Genomic DNA, 21,692 nt, shown 5'->3' on the forward strand with positions numbered 1-21,692 from the left:
GGAGTTGACCGGTACTAATAGGCCGAGGGCTTGTCCTCAGTTGTTCGCGTCCACTGTGTGGTTTCTGAGACCACAACCAAGCCGGCACACACTGCTATCTGTTTTTTGGGGTGGGTGGTGTGGTGCTGCTGGTGTGTGTTTCACCGTGTTTCGGTGGTCATAGTGTGAGGGAAACGCCCGGTTACATTCCGAACCCGGAAGCTAAGCCTTGTTACGCCGATGGTACTGCATGCGGGAGCGTGTGGGAGAGTAGGTCACCGCCGAACAATCATTGTGGGTCGGGTTCTCTGAGTTCATTTCAGAGAACCCGACCCTCTTTTTTTGCGCCGCACCAGCGCTGGTCGCGGCGCCTGCTTTTGTTCATCGATCCCTGGCGCGGCTGAAGCTATTCCGGCACTCTTACAGCCGCCCGGCGGCCTTCAGCGCCATGTAGGAATCAGCGAGCATCGGCGCCAGCTGGGCGGGAGGCGCGTCCACGACGAGGGCGCCGTGACCGCGGAGCCGTTCTGCGGTGCTTCTCCGCTCCGCCTGGGTTCGGGCTGCCGCCGCGGCCTCGTAGACCGCGTCCACTGTGCCCCGTGACCTCGCCATCTCCTCGATCCTGGGATCGGAGATGGCTGCCACGAGGACCGTGTGCCGCCGTGTGAGCTGAGGAAGTACAGGAAGCAGTTGCTCCTCCACCGCTGCTGCCTCCAGCCCGGTGAGCAGTACGACCAGAGACCGGCGGCGGGCGAACCGCAGCGCGGTCGCCACCATCCCCCGGGTGTCGCACTCCACGAGGGCGGGTTCGATGAGCGCCATCGCCTTCACGAAGGCCGGGAGGACGTCCCGTGCCGTGCGGCCCCGGACGGTGGCCCGGGGGCGGCGGTCGTAGGCGAGCAGGTCCACCTGGTCGCCGGCCCGGGAGGCCAGGGCGGTCAGCAGCAACGCGGCGTCCATCGACGCGTCGAGCCGTGGCGCGTCGCCGACGCGGCCCGCCGAGGTGCGTCCGGTGTCGAGCACGACGAGAACGCGCCGGTCCCGCTCCGGACGCCAGGTGCGGACGGCGACGGTCGTCTGGCGGGCGGTGGCACGCCAGTCGATGGAGCGGGTGTCGTCGCCGGGGATGTATTCGCGAAGGCTGTCGAACTCGGTGCCCTCACCGCGGGTGAGGATGCTGGTACGGCCGTCGAGTTCACGGAGCCGGGCCATCTTCGCGGGCAGGTGCTTGCGGCTGGCGAAGGCGGGCAGCACGCGCAGTGTCCAGGGAACCGCGTGGCTGCCCTGGCGTGCCGCCAGCCCGAGCGGTCCGTGCGAGCGGACCGTGACGCGGGCGGCCCGGCGGTCGCCCCGTCGGACGGGGTGCAGGGGAGTGGTGAGCCGCCGCCGTTCACCAGGCGCAACGGTGAGCCGGTGGCGGGAAGCGGTGACCCCCTCGTCGCCCGGCCAGCTACTGGGAGGCCAGGCGTCGCGAACGGAGGCGCGCAGGGGGCGGTGCGAAGGATTGCTGATCAGCAGGTCCACGTGCGCACGTTCGCCAAGTCGAACTGAAGTATCACCGGATCGGGTGAAATGGAGCTTTCGCACTGGCGCCGCGAGGAGGAGGTCGTAGAGGATTGCCAGCAGCAGGGGGAGTTCCACGGCGAGCAGGCCGGTCCAGCTGGGCAGCAGCAGACCGACCAGCAGCGCGCCGAGGGCGGCGATCAGGGCAGTGCGTCCGGTGAGTGCCATGGTGTCGGGCTCGTCAATCGGTGGGTGGAGTCTCAGCGGGGGACCGGGACCTGGGCGAGGATCGAGCTGATCACACTGTCCGGGGTCACGCCTTCCATCTCCGCCTCCGGCCGCAGCTGGAGGCGATGGCGGAGGGTCGGCAGCGCGAGGGCCTTCACATCGTCAGGGATGACATAGTCGCGCCCGGTCAGCCAGGCCCAGGCGCGCGCGGTGGCGAGCAGGGCGGTGGTGCCTCGGGGAGAGACGCCGAGGGAGAGCGAGGGGGATTCGCGAGTGGCACGGCAGATATCGACGACATAGCCGGTGATCTCCGGGGAGACGGAGGTCGTGGCGACGGCGGCTCGCGCGGCGTCGAGTTGTGCCGGGCCGGCGACGGGTCGTACTCCGGCGGCGTTCAGGTCGCGGGGGTCGAAGCCCTCGGCGTGACGGGTGAGGACGCCGATCTCGTCGGCGCGGCTCGGCAGCGGCACGTTCAGTTTGAGGAGGAAGCGGTCGAGCTGGGCTTCCGGGAGAGGGTAGGTGCCCTCGTATTCCACCGGGTTCTGCGTGGCGGCGACCAGGAAGGGTTGGGGGAGGGCGCGGGGAGTGCCGTCGACGGAAACCTGGCGTTCCTCCATCGCTTCCAGCAGTGATGCCTGGGTTTTGGGGGGAGTGCGGTTGATCTCGTCGGCGAGCAGCAGATTGGTGAAGACGGGGCCGGGCTGGAAGGAGAACTCCGATGTGCGGGCGTCGTAGACGAGTGAGCCGGTGACGTCGCTGGGCATCAGGTCGGGGGTGAACTGAACGCGCTTGGTGTCGAGTTCGAGTGCTGCGGCCAGGGTGCGGACGAGCAGGGTCTTGGCGACGCCGGGCACTCCTTCGAGCAACACGTGGCCCCGGCAGAGCAGGGCGACGACGAGGCCGGTGACGGCGGCGTCCTGGCCGACGACGGCCTTGGAGATCTCGGTGCGCAGGGCCTCGAGGGCGCTGCGGGCGCTGTCTGCGGAGGGGGCGCTCACGCGGTGCCGTCCTTGTCTGTGGGTGCGGTGGCTTCTGTCGGTGCCGGGGTCGGGCCGGCCGTAGGGGCGATGCGGCTCTCGAGTGCGTCGAGTTCGTCTGCCAGGCGGATCAGGGAAGCGTCGTCCTGCGGGGGCGGACCGAAGAGCAGTGCTCGGACGGCTACCGCGCCGTCGGTGCCGGTGAGCGAGGCGTGGCCGAGCTGCGCGGCGACGGCCTGCGGCAGCTCGTCCGGCGAGTCAGCGCGGGCCGACGCGACGCCGACCAGCGGGGCGAGCCGTGCGCGGCTGGCGCTGCGCAGGGCGTGTGCCGCGCGGTCACGGGCGTTCGCCTTCCGGTAGAGGCGGGCCCGTCCCTCGGTCGCTTCGGACGCGCGTACGACGACGGGCAGCTCTTCGGAGACGAGTGGGCCGAGCCTGCGGGCGCGCCAGAGCGCGGCGAGCAGGGCGGCGAAGGCGAGTTGGTAGGTGGCCCAGGTCCAGCCGTCCGGCACGAGCGCGAAGAAGCCGCGGTCGTCCTCGCCGTCCGCCGAGTCGGAGAGGGAGGGGAGGTACCACACCAGATGCGGGCGGGAACCGAGGAGCTGAAGGGCGAGGGAGGCATTGCCGTGGTCGTCGAGGCGGTCGTTGTAGAGCGGGTCCGGGGCGCCGAGAAGGACGGTGTCGCCGCCGCCCGTGGCGGCGGGCAGGCGCACCAGGGTCGCGGACTGGCCGCGCAGGTAGCACGCGTCACCGGAGCCCTCGGGCAGCTGGTAGCGCACGCCACCCAGCTCGGCGTCGCCCGCGCGCTGCGCCGCAGGGAAGGCGCAGTCGGGCGGCGTGGGCTCTACGGGGGCGGGGAGGTCGTCCGCCCGCACGGTGGGGGCGAAGGCGCTCAGGGACGCCGGGCCCGGGGAGAGAAGTACGGTTCGGCCCCCCGGCGCGGCTTCGCGCAGCGCGGCCCGCTGCTTCGGGGTGAGGGATTCGGGTCCGGTGACCAGCAGCGTCGTATCAGGGCCCGCGGCTGCCACGGCCTCGGCCGTAGTCGTGACGACGGTGGTCCGCACGCCCCGGTCGGTGAGAAGCTCCGCGGTGGCCCGGCTGCCGTACCGGTCGGCGGAGCGGGGATCGAGTGCTCCGTGATGCTCGCCGGAGCGGAGGGCAGCGATGATCACTCCGGTCAGCGCGAGGACGGCGGCGCCCAGGAGCAGTCCGCGGGCGCGGCGCCAGAGCTGACCGGCGGTCGGCGACGTGGAGGTGGTGGCCGAGGGAGGGGAGGCGAGGGTCAACGGTCTACTCCGTGCGGCGCGGCGGAGGAGGCGGCGACCGCGAGGTCGGGCCTGCTGGCCAACAGTGCGTCGTCCAGGTCGCGCAGGCGGGCGTACCCGGGCGCGTCCGCCGGGCGGTCCGCGTATGTGACCTCGTCGAAGGCCCGCGCGGCGGCGTGCAGCGCGTCCGCGTGTGCGGGCAGCGGCCGTGCCGCCTCGGTGGCCGCCTCGTCGGCCGTCCGTCCGGGGCGGGGGTCGAGCAGCGCGCGCTCCTCCAGAGACCGCACGATGGCGCGCATCTGTTCCTGGAGCGCCTCGCTCCAGCGGCCGTGGGCCGCGTGCGCCTCGGCGGCGGCACGGTGCTCGGCGGCGCTGCGCGGACCGTTCTCGAAGAGCGTCTCGCGGGCTGCGGCGCGGCTGCGGCGCGGTGTTCCCAGGCGCAGCCAGAGGGTGAGGAGGAGCAGCAGCACCGCAGTGAGGATGACGAAGAGGCCGACGGCGCCCCCTGGTGAGACGTCCGCAGCGGAGTTGAGCAGGGTGCCGATGCGCTCCCAGATCCAGTCCAGGACGCGCTGGAGCAGCCCTGGATCGTCCTGGTGGTACGCGGGCTTGGAGAGTTCGTCCTCGGCGGCGCGCCGGGCCGGCTCGCGCGGGATGGTCACCGGCCCGTCCTCCCCGGGGGCGGCGGTGACCCGGCCCGGGGCCGTCACCGTGCCGGGTGCCGCCGCGGCCGGGCCCCACGTCATGCGGTCAGCTCCCCGGTGCCGTCGGTGCGGAGGGCGACGGGCCGCCGTCCTCCGCGCTCGCGGCACGGGCCAGCTCGAGGTCGAGTGCCTCGCGCCGGATCCGCTGATCCATGTAGAGGAGGGCGGTGATGCCCGCGCTGAGGGGAAGGGTGATGGTGGAGGCGACGACGGCGCCGACACCGAGAATGATCAGGTAGGTCCAGGAGACGGAGAAGTCGGTGCCGGAGAGGATGTTGTTTGCTCCGTTGCCCTCCGCCAGCTCGGCGACCAGGGTGGCGGGGATCTGAACGATGAAGCCCACCACGGTCACCAGCAGGACGGCCAGGACCTGGATGCCGAAGATGCGCCACCAGCTCCCCTTCACGAGCTTCGCCGACCGGCGCAGCGCGCCGGTCACGGGCTGCTTCTCGAGCATCAGGGCGGGCGCGGCGAGGCAGTAGCGCACCCACAGCCAGATTCCGGCCACCAGGCCCGCCAAGCCGCCGAGGACGGCCAGCAGGGCGCCTCCCGCCGTGGCTCCCGCGAGGGCGAGGAGCAGGCCCGGTGCGAGGCCGAGGGCGAACGCTCCGAGGACGATGAGCAGGACCAGCAGGGTCAGGCCGAGCAGTCGCGGCAACTGCGGTCGGGATTCTCGCCAGGCTTCACCGAGCGTGATCGGCCGGCCCAGTACGGCGCGGCTGACCACGATGGTGAGCATGGCGGTGGCCACCACCGTGCCGACGAGGGTGGCCAGCAGTTCGACGCCCGCGCTGCTGAGGGTGGAGCGGAGCGCGTCCGTCAGCTCCTCGGTGGAGGGGTCGGGGTCGTCCTGCAACGCCTCCAGGCCGCTGTTGTTCCGCAGCCAGATGCCGGTGGCCGCCGTGGAGGCGATCTGGATCATGACGGCGACGCCGAGGGCGATGCCCAGAGCCGTCCGCCAGTGGGCGCGGGCGCTGGAGACCGCGCCGTCGAGTATCTCGCCGACGGCGAGGGGGCGCAGCGGGATGACGCCGGGCTGGGCGGCGGGCGGCTGCGTCCAGGCGGGGTTCCACTGGTTCCAGCCGGGCGGGCCGGAGTGTCCGGGCGGGCCCTGGTATCCCGGTGGGGGCGGTGGTGGCGCGCCCGCCCAGCCCGGCTCGCCGGCCGTCGGCGGCTGCTGCGGTGCCCAGTTGCGCGGCGGCTGGTCCTGGGGCGGCTGCGAGTCGGGCCGCGCGGGGCGGTCGGGCTGCCCTTCGGCGCCCTCTGCCGCCCCGGTCGGGTCGGCCTGTCCGGTCGGGTCGGACGGGGAAGATCCGGGCGAAGCCCAGCCCGGAGAGTCACTCATGGTTCTCCTACTCCTTCGCCTGGTTGGCAGCCATCGTGTCACGGAGGCCCGCGGGACGGGTCGCGGCCTGTGGCCATCTGCGGCCTGTGGCCGGGCACGGGCAGCAGGCAGACTGTGCGGATGGCTGATCAGAATCTTCCGGTAGTGCGATGGCAGGAGCCACCCGAGGGGCCCGCCGTGGTCCTTCTCGACCAGACGCGGCTTCCGTCGGAGGAGGTCGAGCTGGCGTGTACGGAGGTGTCCGCGCTGGTGGAGGCGATCCAGCGGCTTGCTGTGCGCGGTGCGCCGCTGCTGGGCGTCGTCGGCGCGTACGGGGTGGCGCTCGCTGCGGCCCGCGGTGACGAGGTGGCCTGGGCGGCGGCCCGGCTCGCGCACGCGCGGCCGACCGCCGTCAATCTGGGCTACGGCGTGCGGCGGGCGGAGCGCGCGTACCGTGCGGCGGTCGAGGGCGGTGCCGGGCCGGAGCGGGCCGCCGCCGCCGCGCTCGCGGCGGCGCGGGAGCTGCACGCGGAGGACGCGCGGGCGAGCGCGGCGATGGCGGAGCACGGGCGGGCCCTGCTGGCGGAGTTGTTCCCCGGTGGCGGTCTCCGTGTCCTCACGCACTGCAACACGGGGCGGCTGGTCTCCGGCGGTGAGGGGACCGCGTTCGCGGTGGTGCGGGCGGTGCACCGCACGGGTGAGTTGCGGCGGCTGTGGGTGGACGAGACGCGTCCGCTGCTCCAGGGTGCCCGGCTCACCGCGTACGAGGCGGCCCGCGAGGGCATGCCCTACTGCGTACTGGCGGACAACGCCGCGGGTTCGCTGTTCGCGGCGGGTGAGGTGGACGCGGTGCTGATAGGCGCGGACCGGATCGCGGCGGACGGCTCGGTGGCCAACAAGGTGGGCAGCTATCCGCTGGCGGTGCTCGCCCGCCACCACCGGGTGCCTTTCGTGGTGGTCGCCCCCGCGACGACGGTCGACTCGGAGTCGGCGGACGGCGCGGCGATAGAGGTGGAGCAGCGGCCCGCGCGCGAGGTGACCGAGCCCGCGGGTGTGCGGATGGTTCCGGAGGGTGCCGAGGCGTACAACCCGGCGTTCGACGTGACTCCGCCGGAGCTGGTGACGGCGCTGATCACCGAGCGCGGTGTGGTGTCCCCGATCGACGGGAAGGGCATCGCGGAATTGTGTTCCATGTCACGATCGGGAGAGTCACGATCGGGTAATGGGATGATGAACTCATGAAGGGACGCGTCCTTGTCGTCGACGACGACACCGCACTGGCAGAGATGCTTGGCATCGTGCTGCGCGGCGAAGGCTTTGAACCGTCGTTCGTGTCGGACGGAGACAAGGCGCTGGCCGCCTTCCGCGAGACCAAACCCGACCTAGTGCTGCTCGATCTGATGCTGCCGGGGCGGGATGGCATAGAGGTGTGCCGACTGATCAGAGCGGAGTCCGGGGTGCCGGTGGTCATGCTGACCGCCAAGACGGACACCGTGGACGTCGTGGTCGGGCTGGAGTCCGGCGCTGACGACTACATCGTCAAACCGTTCAAACCCAAGGAGCTGGTCGCCCGTATCCGGGCCCGGCTGAGGCGGTCCGAGGAGCCCGCGCCGGAGCAGCTGGCCATCGGCGACCTGGTGATCGACGTCGCCGGCCACTCGGTCAAGCGGGAGGGGCAGGCGATCGCGCTGACCCCGCTGGAGTTCGATCTGCTGGTGGCGCTCGCGCGCAAGCCGTGGCAGGTCTTCACCCGCGAGGTGCTCCTGGAGCAGGTGTGGGGCTATCGGCATGCGGCGGACACCCGCCTGGTGAATGTCCACGTGCAGCGGCTGCGGTCGAAGGTCGAGCGGGACCCGGAGCGGCCGGAGATCGTGGTGACGGTGCGCGGCGTGGGGTACAAGGCTGGGCCTGGCTGAGATGTCCGGCACGGGCGGTGGCCCCCGGCCCACGGGCGGGGGCGGCACCGGGGACCAGCCGCGCGAGTCCTCGAAACTCGGGCGGCTGAGGCCCGCTGGCGGGTTCTTCTCCGACGGACTGCTGCCCGAGGGCGCGACAGGGACCAGGGCGCATCCGGTGTTCCGGATGTTCGTCCGGCTGGTGCGCCGCCCGCTGCTGCCCGCCATCCGCCTGTGGCGCCGTAATCTCCAGCTCCGGGTGGTCGCGGCCACGCTCCTGATGTCGCTGGGCGTCGTGCTGCTGCTCGGGATCGTCGTCACCGGCCAGGTGCGGAACGGCCTGCTCGAAGCGAAGGAGCAGTCCGCGCAGAGCCAGGCGATGGGCGGGTTCGCCTTCGCCCAGCAGGCGGCCGACAACAGCAACCCCCGGGGCTCCGGTGACGCGGAGACGGGTGCGGTCAACAGCAGCGCGCAGTCCGCGGGCACCTGGCTGAACAGCCTGATGGAGCAGCTGGCGAGTGGCGGGCAGGGCGTGTACTCCGTGGTCGTGCTCAGTTCGGAGAGCGACGAGATCCCCATCCTCGGCAACGCCGACGCGCGGCTGAAGGGCTCGCGCGCCACCGGCGACATCCTGCCGGAGGAGAGCATCCCCACGGATCTGCGTGCGGCGATGGACGAGCACGACGGCACCCATCAGCGGTACGCGGAACTGCACCGCAAGAGCGGCGGCACCGAGCCCGCGCTGATCGTCGGCAAGCGGGTCACCGACGGGAACGGCAATCCGTACCAGCTGTACTACGTCTTCCCCTTCGAGCAGGAGGAGGAAACGCTGATCCTGGTCAAGGGGACGCTGGTCACCGCGGGCGTCTTCGTCGTGGTGCTGCTGGGCGCCATCGCCTGGCTGGTGGTGCGGCAGGTCGTCACGCCCGTGCGGATGGCGGCCGGGATCTCCGAGCGGCTGGCGGCGGGGCGGCTCCAGGAGCGGATGAAGGTCACCGGTGAGGACGACATCGCCCGGCTCGGTGAGGCGTTCAACAAGATGGCGCAGAACCTCCAGGTGAAGATCCAGCAGTTGGAGGGCCTCTCCCGGATGCAGCGGCGGTTCGTCTCCGACGTCTCGCACGAGCTGCGTACCCCGCTGACGACGGTGCGGATGGCGGCCGATGTGATCCACGCGGGCCGGGCGGACTTCGACGCCGCGACGGCGCGCTCCGCCGAACTGCTGCTGGGCCAGCTCGACCGTTTCGAGTCGCTGCTCAACGACCTGCTGGAGATCAGCCGCTTCGACGCGGGCGCCGCCGCGCTGGAGGCCGAGCCGACCGACCTGCGGGACGTGGTCCGGCGGGTGGTGGACGGCTGCGAGCCGCTCGCGGAGCGCAAGGGCAGCACGGTGGTGATCCTGGGGGACGAGGAGCCGGTGGTGGCCGAGGTGGACAGCCGCAGGATCGAGCGGGTGCTGCGCAATCTGCTCGACAACGCGATCGAGCACGGCGAGGGCCGCGACGTGGTGATCCGGCTCGCGTCGGACGGCGGCGCGGTGGCCGTGGCGGTCCGCGACTACGGCGTGGGCCTGAAGCCCGGCGAGGTCAACCGCGTCTTCAACCGCTTCTGGCGGGCCGATCCGGCGCGGGCCCGCACGACCGGCGGCACGGGTCTGGGGCTGTCCATCGCGATGGAGGACGCCCGGCTGCACGGTGGTTCGCTGCGGGCGTGGGGCGAGCCCGGTGGCGGTTCACAGTTCCGGCTCACGCTGCCCGCCGCGCTCGGTGATCCGCTGCACGGCTCTCCGATCCCGCTGGAGCCGGCCGATTCGCGCCGCCACCGCGGGGTGGCCGGCGCCTTCCCCGCCCACTCACGGGTCCCGGCGGGCGCCGGCGCGGCGGGCGGCACGGCAGGGAGCACGGGCAACGGGGCCGGGTCGCGCCCGGAGAAGACCGGGGACTGGGGAGAGGAGCCGGACGATGCGCGTTGAGCGCCGTGGTACGGCCGGAGTGCTGCTGCTGGTCGGCGTCCTGCTGCTGTCCGCCTGCGCGTCGATGCCGTCCGGGGGGAAGGTCGACCGGGTCGACTCCTCGCACCGGGCGGAGGGCGAGTCCAGGGTGCGGGTCTTCGGTGTGAGCCCGCAGAAGGGCGAGGGGCCGCAGGAGATCGTCCGGGGCTTCCTGGAGGCGACGACGAGCGACGAGCCGACGTTCGCCACCGCGCGCGAGTATCTGACCGACCAGGCGGCGAAGGACTGGGACCCGTTCCGGCGGACGACGGTGGTCACCGGCGGACCCAACCCGGGCGCCTCGCTGCCGGACGGCGGGGGTGCACACGGCTATTCGGTCGAGGTGGGCGGCAGCCGCACGGCCGTGGTCGACGGCACGCACGGCTACGACTCGGCGAGCGGCGACTACGGCGAGCGGTTCCACCTCACCAAGCTGAAGGAGGGCTGGCGGATCGACGACCTGCCGGACGGCCTGATCCTCAGTGAGTCCGACTTCGAACGCATCTACCGCTCGGTCAACGTCTACTACTACGCGCGTCTGGGACCGGACATCGAGACGGTCTCGCGAGGCAGGGACGTGCTGGTGGCGGACCCGGTCTACGTGCGCGGCCGGATCGACCCCGTGACCGAGACGCTGGAGGCGCTCCTCCAGGGTCCGACGGCCTGGCTCGACCCCGTGGTCTCCTCGGCCTTCCCGGCGGGCACCCGCCTCGCGGGCAAGGGCAGGCGGCACCTGTCGCTGGACGACTCGGGCCAGCTGACCGTACGGATCAACGAGCGCGGTGCGCGGGCCGGGCGGGCGCAGTGCGCCCGGATGGCGGCGCAGGTGCTGCACTCCGTCCAGTCCCAGGGCTCCTCCACGGTGAGCAGGGTGACGCTGGAGGGCCCCGGCGGCGAGGAGTTGTGCGGGCTCTCGAAGGAGGGTGCCGAGTCGTACGAGCCGGGGCGGCTCAACGGGCGCGGCGACCGGCAGTACTTCATCGACGGCAAGCACCGGGTCGCCGCGGTGACCGCCACCAGTGAGGACACCAAGGTGGTGGAGGGCGCGCTGGGCAGCGGCGAGGTGGAGATGGGCTCGGTCGCGGTCAGCCGCGACGAGCGGCAGGCCGCCGCGGTCTCCCTCGACGGCCGCTCCCTCTACGTCGCCCCGCTCTCCAGCGGCGGCGAACTGGGGGAGCCCGTGCTCCGCAGCGGAGCCGAGCGGGAGAAGGACCGGCTGACCGCCCCCAGTTGGGACGGGCTGGGGGATCTGTGGGTCGCGGACCGGGACCCGGAGGACCCCCGGCTGCTGCGGCTGCGCGGTGGCCGGGAGAAGCCCGAGGAGGTCGACGTGCCCGCGCTGGGCAAGGGCGAGCGCATCGAGTCGCTGCGCATCTCCTCCGACGGCGTGCGGATCGCGATCCGGGTGCGTGAGCCGGACGGACAGCGGTCTCTCCAGTTGGGCCGCGTCGAGCGGACGGGCACCCGCGAGGAGCCGCGGATCGCGGTGGCGGCGTTGCGGCCCGCCGCGCCCCAGTTCGAGGATGTGATCGCCGCGTCCTGGGCGGGGGACAGCCAGCTGGTGGTGGTCGGGCGGGAGACGGAGAGCGTCCAGCAGCTCCAGTACGTGGGTACGGACGGCTCGACGACGAACCAGCCGACGCTTCCCGGTATCAACGACGTGACCGGGGTGGCCGCGTCCGAGGACGAGGGCAGGCCCCTGCTGGCGGAGTCGGCGTACGGGATCGTGCGGCTGCCGCCGGACGCGAACTGGAAGACGCTGACGGACAAGGGCACCGCACCGGTCTATCCGGGGTAGATGTCCGGACTTATCCACAGCTCTGGCGGTCCTGTGAAGGTGCTGGGACAGTAGAGGTATGCGAGGGATGTGGCAGGAGCTGGCGGATCTGGTGCTGCCTGTCGGCTGCCCCGGATGCGGCGCTCCGGGCGCCGGGTCGCCCTTGTGCGAGGAGTGCCGGGGCAGGCTCGGTGCGGCGGTGGCGCGGCGTGTCCGGCCGACTCCGGAGCCCGCCGGGCTGCCCCCGGTCTACGCGGCCGTCGGTTACGCGGACGAGGTGCGGGCCGCGCTGCTGGCGCACAAGGAGCGGGGTGCGCTGCGCCTCGCGGCGCCGCTGGGAGCGCTGCTGGCCGTTGCGGTGCGCGCGGCAGTCCCCCTCGGGGCGGCGGGCCGCGCGCCGCCGGTGGCGCTGGTGCCGGTGCCCTCCGCGCGCCGGGCCGTGGCGGGGCGCGGTCATGACCCCGGCCGGCGCATCGCCCTGGCCGCCGCCGGCGAGCTGCGGCGCGGTGGGGTGCCCGCCCGGGTGCTGGGTGTGCTGCGCCAGCGGCGTGCGGTCGCGGATCAGGCGGGGCTCACGGCGGGGCAGCGGATGCGGAATCTCGGCGGTGCGCTGGAGGCGGTGCCCCGCTTCGGCAGGCCGCTGTCGGCGGCGGAGGTGGTGCTGGTGGACGACGTGATGACGACGGGCGCCTCGTTGGCGGAAGGTGCGCGTGCGATCGGCGCGGTGACCGGCCGGGCGCCGGTGGCCGCGGTGGTGGCGGTGCGCGTCCGGCGCTGAGCCGGCCCCCGGGCGGAACCACCGAGGATCTCGTGTCGTTACTCCTGGCAGAGGGAGAACGGCCTCTGAACGGAGGTACGTATCGGTAGGGGGGTGTCGAGTTACCCCCCGCTGGATGTACGTTCGGAGTGGGGGTGACGATCTTCCCCCCGGGGGAGAAGGAGGTGAAAGCCGCAACCCGACGTTATGCCGGAGGGCGTCCGCGGTTTCACCGCGAGCCTCCGGCGTCAGTGCACAACGGACGCGTTCCGCTCGATCGCGCGGAGCGGTCCGGGAACGGAGTTCTGCGTGGACATCGTCGTCAAGGGCCGAAAGACAGACGTGCCGGACAGGTTCCGCAAGCACGTGGCCGAGAAGCTGGAGAAGATCCAGAAACTCGACGGCAAGGTGATCAATCTGGACGTCGAGGTGTCCAAGGAGCACAATCCCCGCCAGGCCGACCGTTCCGACAGGGTGGAGATCACCCTGCGCACGCGTGGTCCGGTCATCCGGGCGGAGGCCGCCGCGTCCGATCCGTACGCGGCACTGGATCTGGCAGCGGGCAAGCTGGAGGCGCGGCTGCGCAAGCAGCACGACAAGCGCCGGGTGCACCGCGCGGGTGGCCGGGCGCCGATCAGCGTGGCCGCCGCGACCGCGCATCTGGCCGCGGAACTCAACGACGAACTCGATGCGGCTGCCTCGGCCCCGCCCGCGAGCGACGGGCAGCCGGTGACCACCAAGGTGGGGCCGCTGGAGGTGCAGGGCGACGGACCGCTCGTGGTCCGGGAGAAGACGCACGCGGCAGCGCCCATGCCGCTCGACCAGGCGCTCTACGAGATGGAGCTGGTAGGTCATGACTTCTATCTCTTCGTCGACGCCGAGACGAAGCAGCCGAGTGTCGTCTACCGGCGGCACGGATACGACTACGGCGTGATCCATCTGGACCAGGACCCGTTCGCCGAGGAGGCACCGCCCGGCGCGGGCGGAGCCCTCGGCGGGTGACCGACGTGATCGCGCCCCCGGCCGGGCCTTGGGCCCGGCCGGGGGCGCGGGCATGGAATCATGTCCTCACCGCCAACCGGCGCCGCTCGCGGTCCGGTTGACGCGGCACAGCCTGCTGGGGGAGGAACGATGGCGGACAGCTTCGGTCCCGCGATGCCCGTGCCCGGGACCCGCGCGGACCCGTCCGGGGACGCGTCGGACGCGTGCGATCCGCGCAAGGAGCCCATCCGGGTGCTGGTGGTGGACGATCACGCGCTGTTCCGGCGCGGGCTGGAGATCGTCCTTGCACAGGAGGAGGACATCCAGGTCGTCGGCGAGGCGGGGGACGGCGCCGAGGCGGTGGACAAGGCCGCCGACCTGCTGCCCGACATCGTGCTGATGGACGTGCGGATGCCCAAACGCGGCGGCATCGAGGCGTGCACCGCGATCAAGGAGGTCGCCCCCAGCGCGAAGATCATCATGCTGACGATCAGTGACGAGGAGGCCGACCTCTACGAGGCGATCAAGGCGGGGGCCACCGGGTACCTGCTCAAGGAGATCTCCACGGACGAGGTGTCCACGGCGATCCGGGCGGTCGCCGACGGCCAGTCCCAGATCAGTCCGTCGATGGCGGCGAAGTTGCTGACCGAGTTCAAGTCGATGATCCAGCGCACCGACGAGAGCAAGCTCGTGCCCGCGCCCCGGCTCACGGACCGGGAGCTGGAGGTGCTGAAGCTGGTCGCCACCGGGATGAACAACCGAGACATCGCGAAAGAACTCTTCATCAGTGAGAACACCGTGAAGAACCACGTGCGCAACATCCTGGAGAAGCTCCAGCTGCACTCCCGGATGGAAGCCGTGGTGTACGCGATGCGGGAGAAGATCCTCGAGATCAGGTGAGGGCGAGGTCCTGCCCGGCCTGCACCTGCCCGCGCTCGTACCGCCCGCGCCCGCCCCAGCGGCCCGCCCGCCCCGCGGTCCGTCCCCTGTGCCCGTATCCGCTCAGCCCGCCGCGGGCAGCGCCTCCCGGAGTGCCGCGTCCAGCGGCCCGCGCAGCTCCGCCGCCACCCGCTCCACCCGCACCTCCGTGCAGCCCGCCCAGGAGGCGGCCTCGGCCAGCGCCTGCGCCATCGGAGCCACCGCGCCCGGATCGCTCAGCGACAACTGCCGGGCCACCAGCGTCGTGCCCTCACGCGCGGGATCGACGCGCCCGCGCAGCCGCCCGCCCGTCAGCAGCGGCATCGCGAAGTAGCCGTGCACCCGCTTGGGCTTGGGCACGTACGCCTCCAGCCGGTGGGTGAAGCCGAAGATCCGCTGCGTGCGCGGCCGGTCCCAGATGAGCGAGTCGAACGGGGAGAGCAGCGTCGTACGGTGGCGGCCGCGAGGCGGTGCGGCGAGCGCCTCCGGGGCGGCCCAGGCCGGCCGCCCCCAGCCCGCGACCTCCACCGGGACCAGGCCGGTGTCCGCCACGGCCGAGGCCACCTGCTCGCGCTTCAGCCGGTGGTAGTCGGCCAGATCCGCCTCCGTCGCGACGCCCATCGCGCCGCCCGCCTGGGCGACCAGGCGGCGCACGCACTCCTGGTCGGACAGGTCGTCGTGCAGCAGCGCGCCCGGGACGGCGCGCTCCGCCAGGTCGTACACCCGCTTCCAGCCGCGCCGCTCGGCGCACACCACCTCACCGGTGTCCAGCAGCCACTCCACCGCGATCTTGGTCTCCGACCAGTCGTACCACTCCCCGCCGTTCTTCCCGCCGCCCAGCTCGGTGGTGGTCAGCGGGCCCTCGGCCTTGAGGCGGTCGCGCACCAGGGCGCAGGCGACGTCCCGCTCGGCGAGCTGGTGCCAGCGATGCCCGCGGGCGCGCATCGCCCGGCGCCGGAACGCGAAGTGCGGCCATTCCTCGATCGGCAGGATGCACGCCGCGTGCGACCAGTACTCGAACGAGTGCCCCTCGCTCCAGTACGCCGACTCCACCGTCCCGCGGCGGACCGCGCCCAGCCGCGCGTACGGAATCAGCTCGTGCGAGCGGGCCAGCACGGAGATGGTGTCCAGCTGCACCGCGCCCAGCTGCCGGAGCACGCCGCGCACGCCCGCACGCCGGTCCGGCGCGCCCAGCAGCCCCTGGGCCCGCAGCGCGATACGGCGGGCTTCGTCGGCGGAGAGGGAGAACTCGGGTTTCATACAGGACACCGTAGGCGCCGCCACTGACACCCCGGTCCGGTGCTCCCGCCCCGGCCGGCTCCCGCGCCAACGGCCGCTACCCGCCAGCCGCTTCGGGGCCGGGCAGATAGGGCGTGGGCGAGCCGCGCCCCCAGTCCGACGGCAGCAGCGCACCGATCCACGCGTCCCGCCGCGTGCCCCGGTGCACGATCCGGGCCCGCTGCACGCCCTCGACGACGAAGCCCAGCTTGCGCGCCACCGCCAGCGAACCGTCGTTGCCCGTCTGCGCGACCCACTCCAGCCGTTCGACCCCGAGCCCGCCGAAGGCCCAGTCGATCACCGCGCGGGCGGCCTCGTCCGTGTACCCCTTGCCGCGCTGTTCGGGGGCGGCCCAGAAGCCCAGCTCGGCCTGGTGTTCGGTGGTACGCAGCAGGGCCAGCCGTACGAGCCCCATGGAACCGGTCAGGGTGCCGTCCCGGGTGAACACCCCGAAGTTGTACATGGTGTCCTCGCGCCAGGCGGCCGGACTGGTGTTGCGTACGAAATCCTCCGCGTGCCCGCGCTCGTAGGGGTCGGGCACGGGTATCCAGCGGCGGATCGCCGGGTCCTGGCAGGCGGCGAACACGGCCTCCACGTCGCGTTCCTCGAAGGGGCGCAGCAGGAGGCGCGGAGTGCTGAGCGTGATCGGTTCCATGCCGTTCATTCTCACGCCGTCACGCGGCACCTTCCGGATGTCCGGCACGTTGGGGGTACAGCGGCCATCTCCACTGTCTTACGATGGCCGGTGCGGCGGGGGTCCACTCCGCTGTGCCCGCGCACCAGACCGTGCCAGGCCCGACCGGCAAGGAGTCACCCTACGTGTCCGTCTTCGGCAAGCTCATGCGCGCAGGTGAAGGCAAAATCCTGCGCAAGCTGGACCGCATCGCGCGGCAGGTGAATTCCATCGAAGAGGATTTTCTCGATCTCTCCGACGCCGAGCTGCGGGCTCTCACCGATGAGTACAAGGAGCGGTACGCCGGTGGTGAGTCCCTGGACGACCTGATGCCGGAGGCCTTCGCGACAGTGCGCGAGGCGGCCAAGCGCGTGCTCGGCCAGCGCCACTACAACGTGCAGATCCAAGGCGGCGCGGCGCTGCACCTCGGCTATGTCGCCGAGATGAAGACCGGTGAGGGCAAGACCCTGGTCAGCACGCTGCCCGCGTATCTGAACGCCATCTCGGGCGACGGCGTCCACATCATCACGGTCAACGACTACCTGGCCGAGCGCGACTCCGAGTGGATGGGCCGGGTGCACCGCTTCCTCGGCCTCTCGGTGGGCTGCATCCTCGCCAACATGACGCCGACGCAGCGCCGCGAGCAGTACCACAGCGACATCACCTACGGCACGAACAACGAGTTCGGCTTCGACTACCTGCGCGACAACATGGCCTGGTCGCAGGACGAGCTGGTCCAGCGCGGGCACAACTTCGCGATCGTGGACGAGGTCGACTCCATCCTGGTCGACGAGGCGCGTACGCCGCTGATCATCTCCGGCCCGGCCGACCAGGCCACCAAGTGGTACAGCGACTTCGCCAAGCTGGTGAAGCGGCTGGAGAAGGGCGAGGCCGGCGACACGCGGCTCCAGAAGCCGGAGACCGGCGACTACGAGATCGAGGAGAAGAAGCGCACCGTCGCGATCCACGAGGCCGGAGTCGCCAAGGTCGAGGACTGGCTGGGCATCGACAACCTCTACGAGTCGGTCAACACCCCTCTCGTCGGTTATCTGAACAACGCCATCAAGGCGAAAGAGCTGTACAAGAAGGACAAGGACTACGTCGTCATCGATGGCGAAGTCATGATCGTCGACGAGCACACCGGCCGTATCCTCGCGGGCCGCCGCTACAACGAGGGCATGCACCAGGCCATCGAGGCGAAGGAGGAGGTGGACATCAAGGACGAGAACCAGACGCTCGCCACGATCACCCTCCAGAACTTCTTCCGCCTTTACAGCAAGCTCTCCGGCATGACCGGTACGGCGATGACCGAGGCCGCCGAGTTCCACCAGATCTACAAGCTCGGCGTGGTCCCGATCCCGACCCACCGCCCGCTCGCCCGCGCCGACAAGGGCGACCTGATCTACCGCACCGAGGTCGCCAAGTTCGACGCCGTGGTCGACGACATCGCGGAGAAGCACGAGAAGGGCCAGCCCGTCCTGGTCGGCACCACCTCGGTCGAGAAGTCCGAGTACCTCTCCAAGCAGCTCAACAAGCGCGGCGTCCGGCACGAGGTGCTCAACGCCAAGCAGCACGACCGGGAGGCGGCGATCGTCGCCCAGGCGGGCCGCAAGGGCTCGGTCACGGTCGCGACGAACATGGCCGGCCGAGGCACGGACATCAAGCTCGGCGGGAACCCGGACGACATCGCCGAGACGGAGCTGCGCACCAAGGGCCTGGACCCGGTCGAGCACGCGGAGGAGTGGGCCGCGGCGCTCCCGGCGGCCCTGGAGCGGGCCGAGAAGGCGGTGGAGGCCGAGTTCGCGGAGGTCAAGGACCTCGGCGGGCTGTACGTCCTGGGCACCGAGCGGCACGAGTCGCGCCGTATCGACAACCAGCTGCGCGGCCGTTCCGGGCGCCAGGGAGACCCGGGCGAGTCCCGCTTCTACCTCTCGCTGGGCGACGACCTGATGCGGCTGTTCAAGGCGCAGATGGTCGAGCGCGTCATGGCCATGGCCAACGTCCCCGACGACGTGCCGATCGAGAACAAGATGGTGACCCGCGCCATCGCCTCCGCCCAGTCCCAGGTGGAGCAGCAGAACTTCGAGATCCGCAAGAACGTCCTGAAATACGACGAGGTCCTCAACCGGCAGCGCGAGGTCATCTATGGCGAGCGCCGCCGGGTGCTGGAGGGCGAGGACCTCCAGGACCAGGTGCGCCACTTCATGGACGACACCATCGACGCCTACGTGCAGGCCGAGACGGTGGAGGGGTTCGCCGAGGAGTGGGACCTCGACCGCCTCTGGGCCGCTTTCAAGCAGCTCTACCCGGTGGTGGCGACCATTGAGGAGCTGGAGGACGCGGCCGGTGAGCGGGAGGGCATCACCGCCGACTTCATCGTCGAGTCGATCAAGGACGACATCCACGAGCAGTACGACAAGCGCGAGGAGCAGCTCGGCTCCGAGATCATGCGCGAGCTGGAGCGCCGCGTGGTCCTCTCGGTGCTCGACCGCAAGTGGCGCGAGCACCTCTACGAGATGGACTACCTCCAGGAGGGCATCGGCCTGCGTGCCATGGCCCAGAAGGACCCGCTGGTCGAGTACCAGCGGGAGGGCTTCGACATGTTCCAGGCCATGATGGAGGGCATCAAGGAGGAGTCCGTCGGCTACCTGTTCAACCTGGAGGTCCAGGTCGAGCAGCAGGTCGAGGAGGTGCCGGTGCAGGACGAGGTGCCGGTCGGCGCCCCGTCCCTGCGGAAGGAGGCGCGGGACGCGGTACCCGCCGGAGCCGCACCCGCGATCCGGGCGAAGGGCCTGGACGCGCCGCAGCGCCCCGACAAGCTGCACTTCTCCGCGCCCACCGCTGAGGGCGGCGTGGTCGAGGGCGAGATGTCCACGGGGGAGGACGGTGCCTCGGACGCGGGCGACTCGGCGGCTGCCGACGACGGTCCCATCCGCTCCCAGGCCGACGGCCTGACCCGCGCGGAGCGGCGGCGCAAGACCCAGAAGGGCCGTCGCCGCAAGAAGTGACACACGGCGCGCAGGCGCCGATGCGACGGGCCGGGCCCGTGCCCCCGCGGGGAGCGCGGGCCCGGCCCGTCGTTGCGGGGCGAGGCCCGGCGTCAGCCGGGCTGCCGGGGGAGCGGGGGCGCCGCCGCTGCTGGGCGTGACCGCCCTCCGGCCCCGGTGCCGGTACCGCTGCCGGTGCCGTCCAGTTCGAAGGCCGAGCAGCGCCAGCGGTGATCCTCGCCCAGCTCCAGACGGAAGGCCAGTGCCTGCCGCCGGCCGCCCGCCGTGATCCGGGCGAACGCCTCGACGACCCCCGCCCGCGGCTGCTGCACCCCGACGGCTGCCACCTCCGGCGCCGTACGGTCCGCCCCGCGCGGCCGGAGCGGGGCCTGCGGCGCGATCCTGGTCAGCTCGTCGAACGCGTCGCCCCGTACGTGGCGCAGCATCGTGTGGGCGGGCCGCTGCCCGCTGAGCACCAGCAGGAGCTGCTGGGCGAACCAGCGGTGCGGCCTGGCCTCGCGGCGCCGCCGTGCGGCGGCGCCCACGGCCGACTCGGTGGGCCGCGCGCGCCGCGGGTCGGGCCGCCGCGAGTCCCGGCGCCCCGGTGGTCCGGTACGCGCGGGTGCGCGGCTCGGCCCCTGGCCCGGTACGCGCGCCTCCCCGGGCTCCGTGGCGCCCCGGCGCGCGGCAGCGCCCGGCGGCGGTACCGCGGCTGGTGTGTGTGCGCTGGTGCTGGTCATGGCTCCCCCGCTCCCGGCCGGCCCGGTCGCGGCAGGTGGATACCGGGCAGTAGCTTTCGGGTCGGTTGTAGCGGTCGGCTTCCCCGACCGCAACGCGCGCGAGCCCGTGGGGCGGGTGCGGCGGAATTCACCCGTCCGGGTCATGTGTGCCGCACCACTGACGCATGCCGCCGGTGAGCTGCGGGTTTCCGTGCGCGCTCGGATGCCCTCGGGCGTACCGGGGCCCGTATGCTGGCGGATCAGTCGGTACGGCGATACACGAAAGCGGCAAGTCATGCGTGTCTATGTCCCCCTGACCCTCCCCGCGCTCGCCCAGGCGCACCGGTCGGACGAGCTGGCAGCGGGCACGGTCGACGCGTACGCCGTCACCCCCGGGCTCCGGGAGTGGCACCCGTCCGGCCATGACGAGGAGCTGGAGTACGCGGCGCTCGGTCACGCGGCCGAGTCCTCCCTGCACCTCCTCGCGGCCGACCCGGACGCGGTACGGCGCCGGGTCGTCGTCGCGCTGGACGTGGCGCCGCAGGACCTGGCGGTGCCGGGCGACGCCGCCGCGGCCGACGCGGCACGCGGCGAGGTCCGGATCACCGGGCCGGTGCGGCTGAGCGAGGCCGCCGCGGTGCACGTCGACGCCGAGGAGGCCGCGGCGCGGATCGCCGCCGCCGTGTCGGCCCTGGCCGCGGCGGAGCGGGACGAGGCGGGAGCGCGGCAGGCGGTGGAGGACGCGGAGGAGCACGAGCTGCTGTGGTTCGCCACCCAGGAGATCCCCGCACTGCTCGCCTGAGCCGGTCCCCCCGACTCGGCCAGCCCAGCCGAGCCCCGGCCCCGCCCAGCCGCAGGGGCCCTCGGGAAGCCCGCCACCGGTTGTCAGACCCGGCGCGTACGGTCGGGACCATGGCACTGGAGAACGCAGAGCACGGCGCCGCCCCCGCGCAGGCCCGTGTCGGCGTCACACACATCGTCTGGGACTGGAACGGCACGCTTCTGCACGACGTCCACGCCGTGCTGGAGGCGACGAACGCCTCGTTCGGGGAGGCGGGCCTGCCCCCGATCACGCTGGAGCGCTACCGCGAGCTGTACTGCGTGCCGGTCCCGCTCTTCTACGAGCGCGTGCTGGGGCGGCAGCCGACGCGGGAGGAGTGGGAGGTGCTGGACACCTCCTTCCACCGCTACTACTGGCAGCTGGTGCGGGAGGTCGGGCTCACCGAGGGGGCGGCGGAGCTGCTGGCGGCCCGGCAGCAGGACGGGCACACCCAGTCCCTGTGCTCGCTCGCCCCGCACGACCGGCTCGTCCCGCTCGTCCGCACCTACGGGATCGACCGCCGCTTCCTGCGGGTCGACGGCGCCCTCGGGCCCTCCGACGGGGGCAAGGCGGATCAGCTGGCCCGGCACCTCTCGGCCCTTGGGGGGATCGATCCGGCCCGTACGGTGGTCGTGGGCGACGCGGTGGACGACGCGCTCGCCGCCGCGCGGGCCGGTGTCGGCGCCGTGCTCTACACGGGCGGTTCGCACAGCCGCGCGAGCCTGGCGACGGCCGGGGTGCCGGTGGTGGACACCCTGCTGGACGCTGTCGAGGTGGCGGAGCGGATAGCCTCCGCCGGGTAGCGGCGGCCTGATCTGGGCGTCTGTCCATTATGGACAAGCCGGGGTTCTGGTTTGTCCACATAACCTCATGACGATCAGCCTCGGGGGGTTAGCCTTACCGTCGTGATCAGCGCC

At 72.2% G+C, this 21,692-nt stretch carries 18 protein-coding genes and 1 rRNA gene; 11 read left to right on the forward strand and 8 right to left on the reverse strand.

Annotated elements, in window-relative coordinates:
- Positions 1 to 149: 149 nt before the first annotated feature.
- A 5S ribosomal RNA gene (rrf, locus tag H299_RS0100005) occupies positions 150 to 266 on the forward strand.
- A gap of 133 nt (positions 267 to 399) precedes the next feature.
- Here rrf and H299_RS0100010 read toward each other — a convergent pair.
- Genes H299_RS0100010 through H299_RS0100030 form a run of 5 tightly spaced genes read right to left on the reverse strand, consistent with a single transcriptional unit; the run spans position 400 to position 6,001 of the window.
- On the reverse strand, positions 400 to 1,710 hold the full coding sequence (locus H299_RS0100010; RefSeq protein ID WP_027746736.1) for a DUF58 domain-containing protein: 1,311 nt from the start codon (positions 1,708 to 1,710) through the stop codon (positions 400 to 402).
- A gap of 32 nt (positions 1,711 to 1,742) precedes the next feature.
- On the reverse strand, positions 1,743 to 2,708 hold the full coding sequence (locus H299_RS0100015) for an AAA family ATPase (protein ID WP_027746737.1): 966 nt from the start codon (positions 2,706 to 2,708) through the stop codon (positions 1,743 to 1,745).
- Positions 2,705 to 3,973 (reverse strand): DUF4350 domain-containing protein, encoded by a 1,269-nt coding sequence (locus H299_RS31295; RefSeq protein ID WP_078512340.1) that lies wholly within the window; start codon positions 3,971 to 3,973, stop codon positions 2,705 to 2,707. The genes H299_RS0100015 and H299_RS31295 overlap by 4 nt, the downstream gene beginning before the upstream one ends.
- Entirely contained in the window at positions 3,970 to 4,698 is a 729-nt protein-coding gene (locus tag H299_RS31300) for a DUF4129 domain-containing protein (RefSeq protein WP_078512341.1), read from the reverse strand. The genes H299_RS31295 and H299_RS31300 overlap by 4 nt, the downstream gene beginning before the upstream one ends.
- Positions 4,699 to 4,702: 4 nt before the next feature.
- On the reverse strand, positions 4,703 to 6,001 hold the full coding sequence (locus H299_RS0100030; protein ID WP_027746738.1) for a glycerophosphoryl diester phosphodiesterase membrane domain-containing protein: 1,299 nt from the start codon (positions 5,999 to 6,001) through the stop codon (positions 4,703 to 4,705).
- 120 nt (positions 6,002 to 6,121) lie between these two features.
- Here H299_RS0100030 and mtnA point away from each other — a divergent pair, with 120 nt between their 5' ends.
- The 7 genes from mtnA (at position 6,122) to H299_RS0100065 (ending at position 14,280) form a co-directional block, all read left to right on the forward strand.
- Entirely contained in the window at positions 6,122 to 7,222 is a 1,101-nt protein-coding gene (gene mtnA / locus H299_RS0100035; RefSeq protein ID WP_027746739.1) for an S-methyl-5-thioribose-1-phosphate isomerase, read from the forward strand.
- Positions 7,219 to 7,896 (forward strand): two-component system response regulator MtrA, encoded by a 678-nt coding sequence (gene mtrA / locus H299_RS0100040; RefSeq protein WP_027746740.1) that lies wholly within the window; start codon positions 7,219 to 7,221, stop codon positions 7,894 to 7,896. Before mtnA ends, mtrA begins: the two co-directional genes overlap by 4 nt.
- A 1-nt stretch (position 7,897) precedes the next feature.
- The gene (mtrB, locus tag H299_RS31305; RefSeq protein WP_078512342.1) at positions 7,898 to 9,847 is read left to right on the forward strand and encodes an MtrAB system histidine kinase MtrB; all 1,950 of its coding nucleotides are present in this window, start codon (positions 7,898 to 7,900) and stop codon (positions 9,845 to 9,847) included.
- Positions 9,837 to 11,663, forward strand: a complete 1,827-nt coding sequence (locus tag H299_RS0100050) for an LpqB family beta-propeller domain-containing protein (protein ID WP_027746741.1) — start codon at positions 9,837 to 9,839, stop codon at positions 11,661 to 11,663. The genes mtrB and H299_RS0100050 overlap by 11 nt, the downstream gene beginning before the upstream one ends.
- Positions 11,664 to 11,721: 58 nt before the next feature.
- Entirely contained in the window at positions 11,722 to 12,420 is a 699-nt protein-coding gene (locus tag H299_RS31310; protein WP_037757162.1) for a type I phosphoribosyltransferase, read from the forward strand.
- 288 nt (positions 12,421 to 12,708) lie between these two features.
- Positions 12,709 to 13,401 (forward strand): ribosome hibernation-promoting factor, HPF/YfiA family, encoded by a 693-nt coding sequence (hpf, locus tag H299_RS0100060; RefSeq protein WP_027746742.1) that lies wholly within the window; start codon positions 12,709 to 12,711, stop codon positions 13,399 to 13,401.
- Positions 13,402 to 13,530: 129 nt separating this feature from the next.
- On the forward strand, positions 13,531 to 14,280 hold the full coding sequence (locus tag H299_RS0100065) for a response regulator transcription factor (protein WP_027746743.1): 750 nt from the start codon (positions 13,531 to 13,533) through the stop codon (positions 14,278 to 14,280).
- Positions 14,281 to 14,382: 102 nt separating this feature from the next.
- Here the strand turns inward: H299_RS0100065 and H299_RS0100070 are convergent, their stop codons facing one another.
- Together H299_RS0100070 and H299_RS0100075 are read right to left on the reverse strand one after the other, a co-directional pair.
- A complete protein-coding gene (locus H299_RS0100070; RefSeq protein ID WP_037757165.1) occupies positions 14,383 to 15,558 on the reverse strand; it encodes a DNA glycosylase AlkZ-like family protein in 1,176 nt (391 codons plus the stop codon).
- A 76-nt stretch (positions 15,559 to 15,634) separates the two neighbouring features.
- A complete protein-coding gene (locus tag H299_RS0100075; RefSeq protein WP_027746745.1) occupies positions 15,635 to 16,231 on the reverse strand; it encodes a GNAT family N-acetyltransferase in 597 nt (198 codons plus the stop codon).
- 164 nt (positions 16,232 to 16,395) lie between these two features.
- Between H299_RS0100075 and secA the strand changes: the two genes are divergently transcribed.
- Positions 16,396 to 19,257 (forward strand): preprotein translocase subunit SecA, encoded by a 2,862-nt coding sequence (gene secA / locus H299_RS0100080; protein ID WP_027746746.1) that lies wholly within the window; start codon positions 16,396 to 16,398, stop codon positions 19,255 to 19,257.
- Positions 19,258 to 19,349: 92 nt separating this feature from the next.
- Here the strand turns inward: secA and H299_RS37840 are convergent, their stop codons facing one another.
- The gene (locus tag H299_RS37840) at positions 19,350 to 19,976 is read right to left on the reverse strand and encodes an Rv3235 family protein (RefSeq protein WP_106965682.1); all 627 of its coding nucleotides are present in this window, start codon (positions 19,974 to 19,976) and stop codon (positions 19,350 to 19,352) included.
- 274 nt (positions 19,977 to 20,250) lie between these two features.
- Here H299_RS37840 and H299_RS0100090 point away from each other — a divergent pair, with 274 nt between their 5' ends.
- Together H299_RS0100090 and H299_RS0100095 are read left to right on the forward strand one after the other, a co-directional pair.
- Positions 20,251 to 20,757 (forward strand): DUF6912 family protein, encoded by a 507-nt coding sequence (locus H299_RS0100090; protein ID WP_027746747.1) that lies wholly within the window; start codon positions 20,251 to 20,253, stop codon positions 20,755 to 20,757.
- A gap of 110 nt (positions 20,758 to 20,867) precedes the next feature.
- Positions 20,868 to 21,578, forward strand: coding sequence for an HAD family hydrolase (locus tag H299_RS0100095; protein WP_051261972.1), 711 nt, complete (start codon positions 20,868 to 20,870; stop codon positions 21,576 to 21,578).
- Positions 21,579 to 21,692 lie beyond the last annotated feature (114 nt).

This window comes from Streptomyces sp. CNH287 (genome assembly GCF_000424825.1).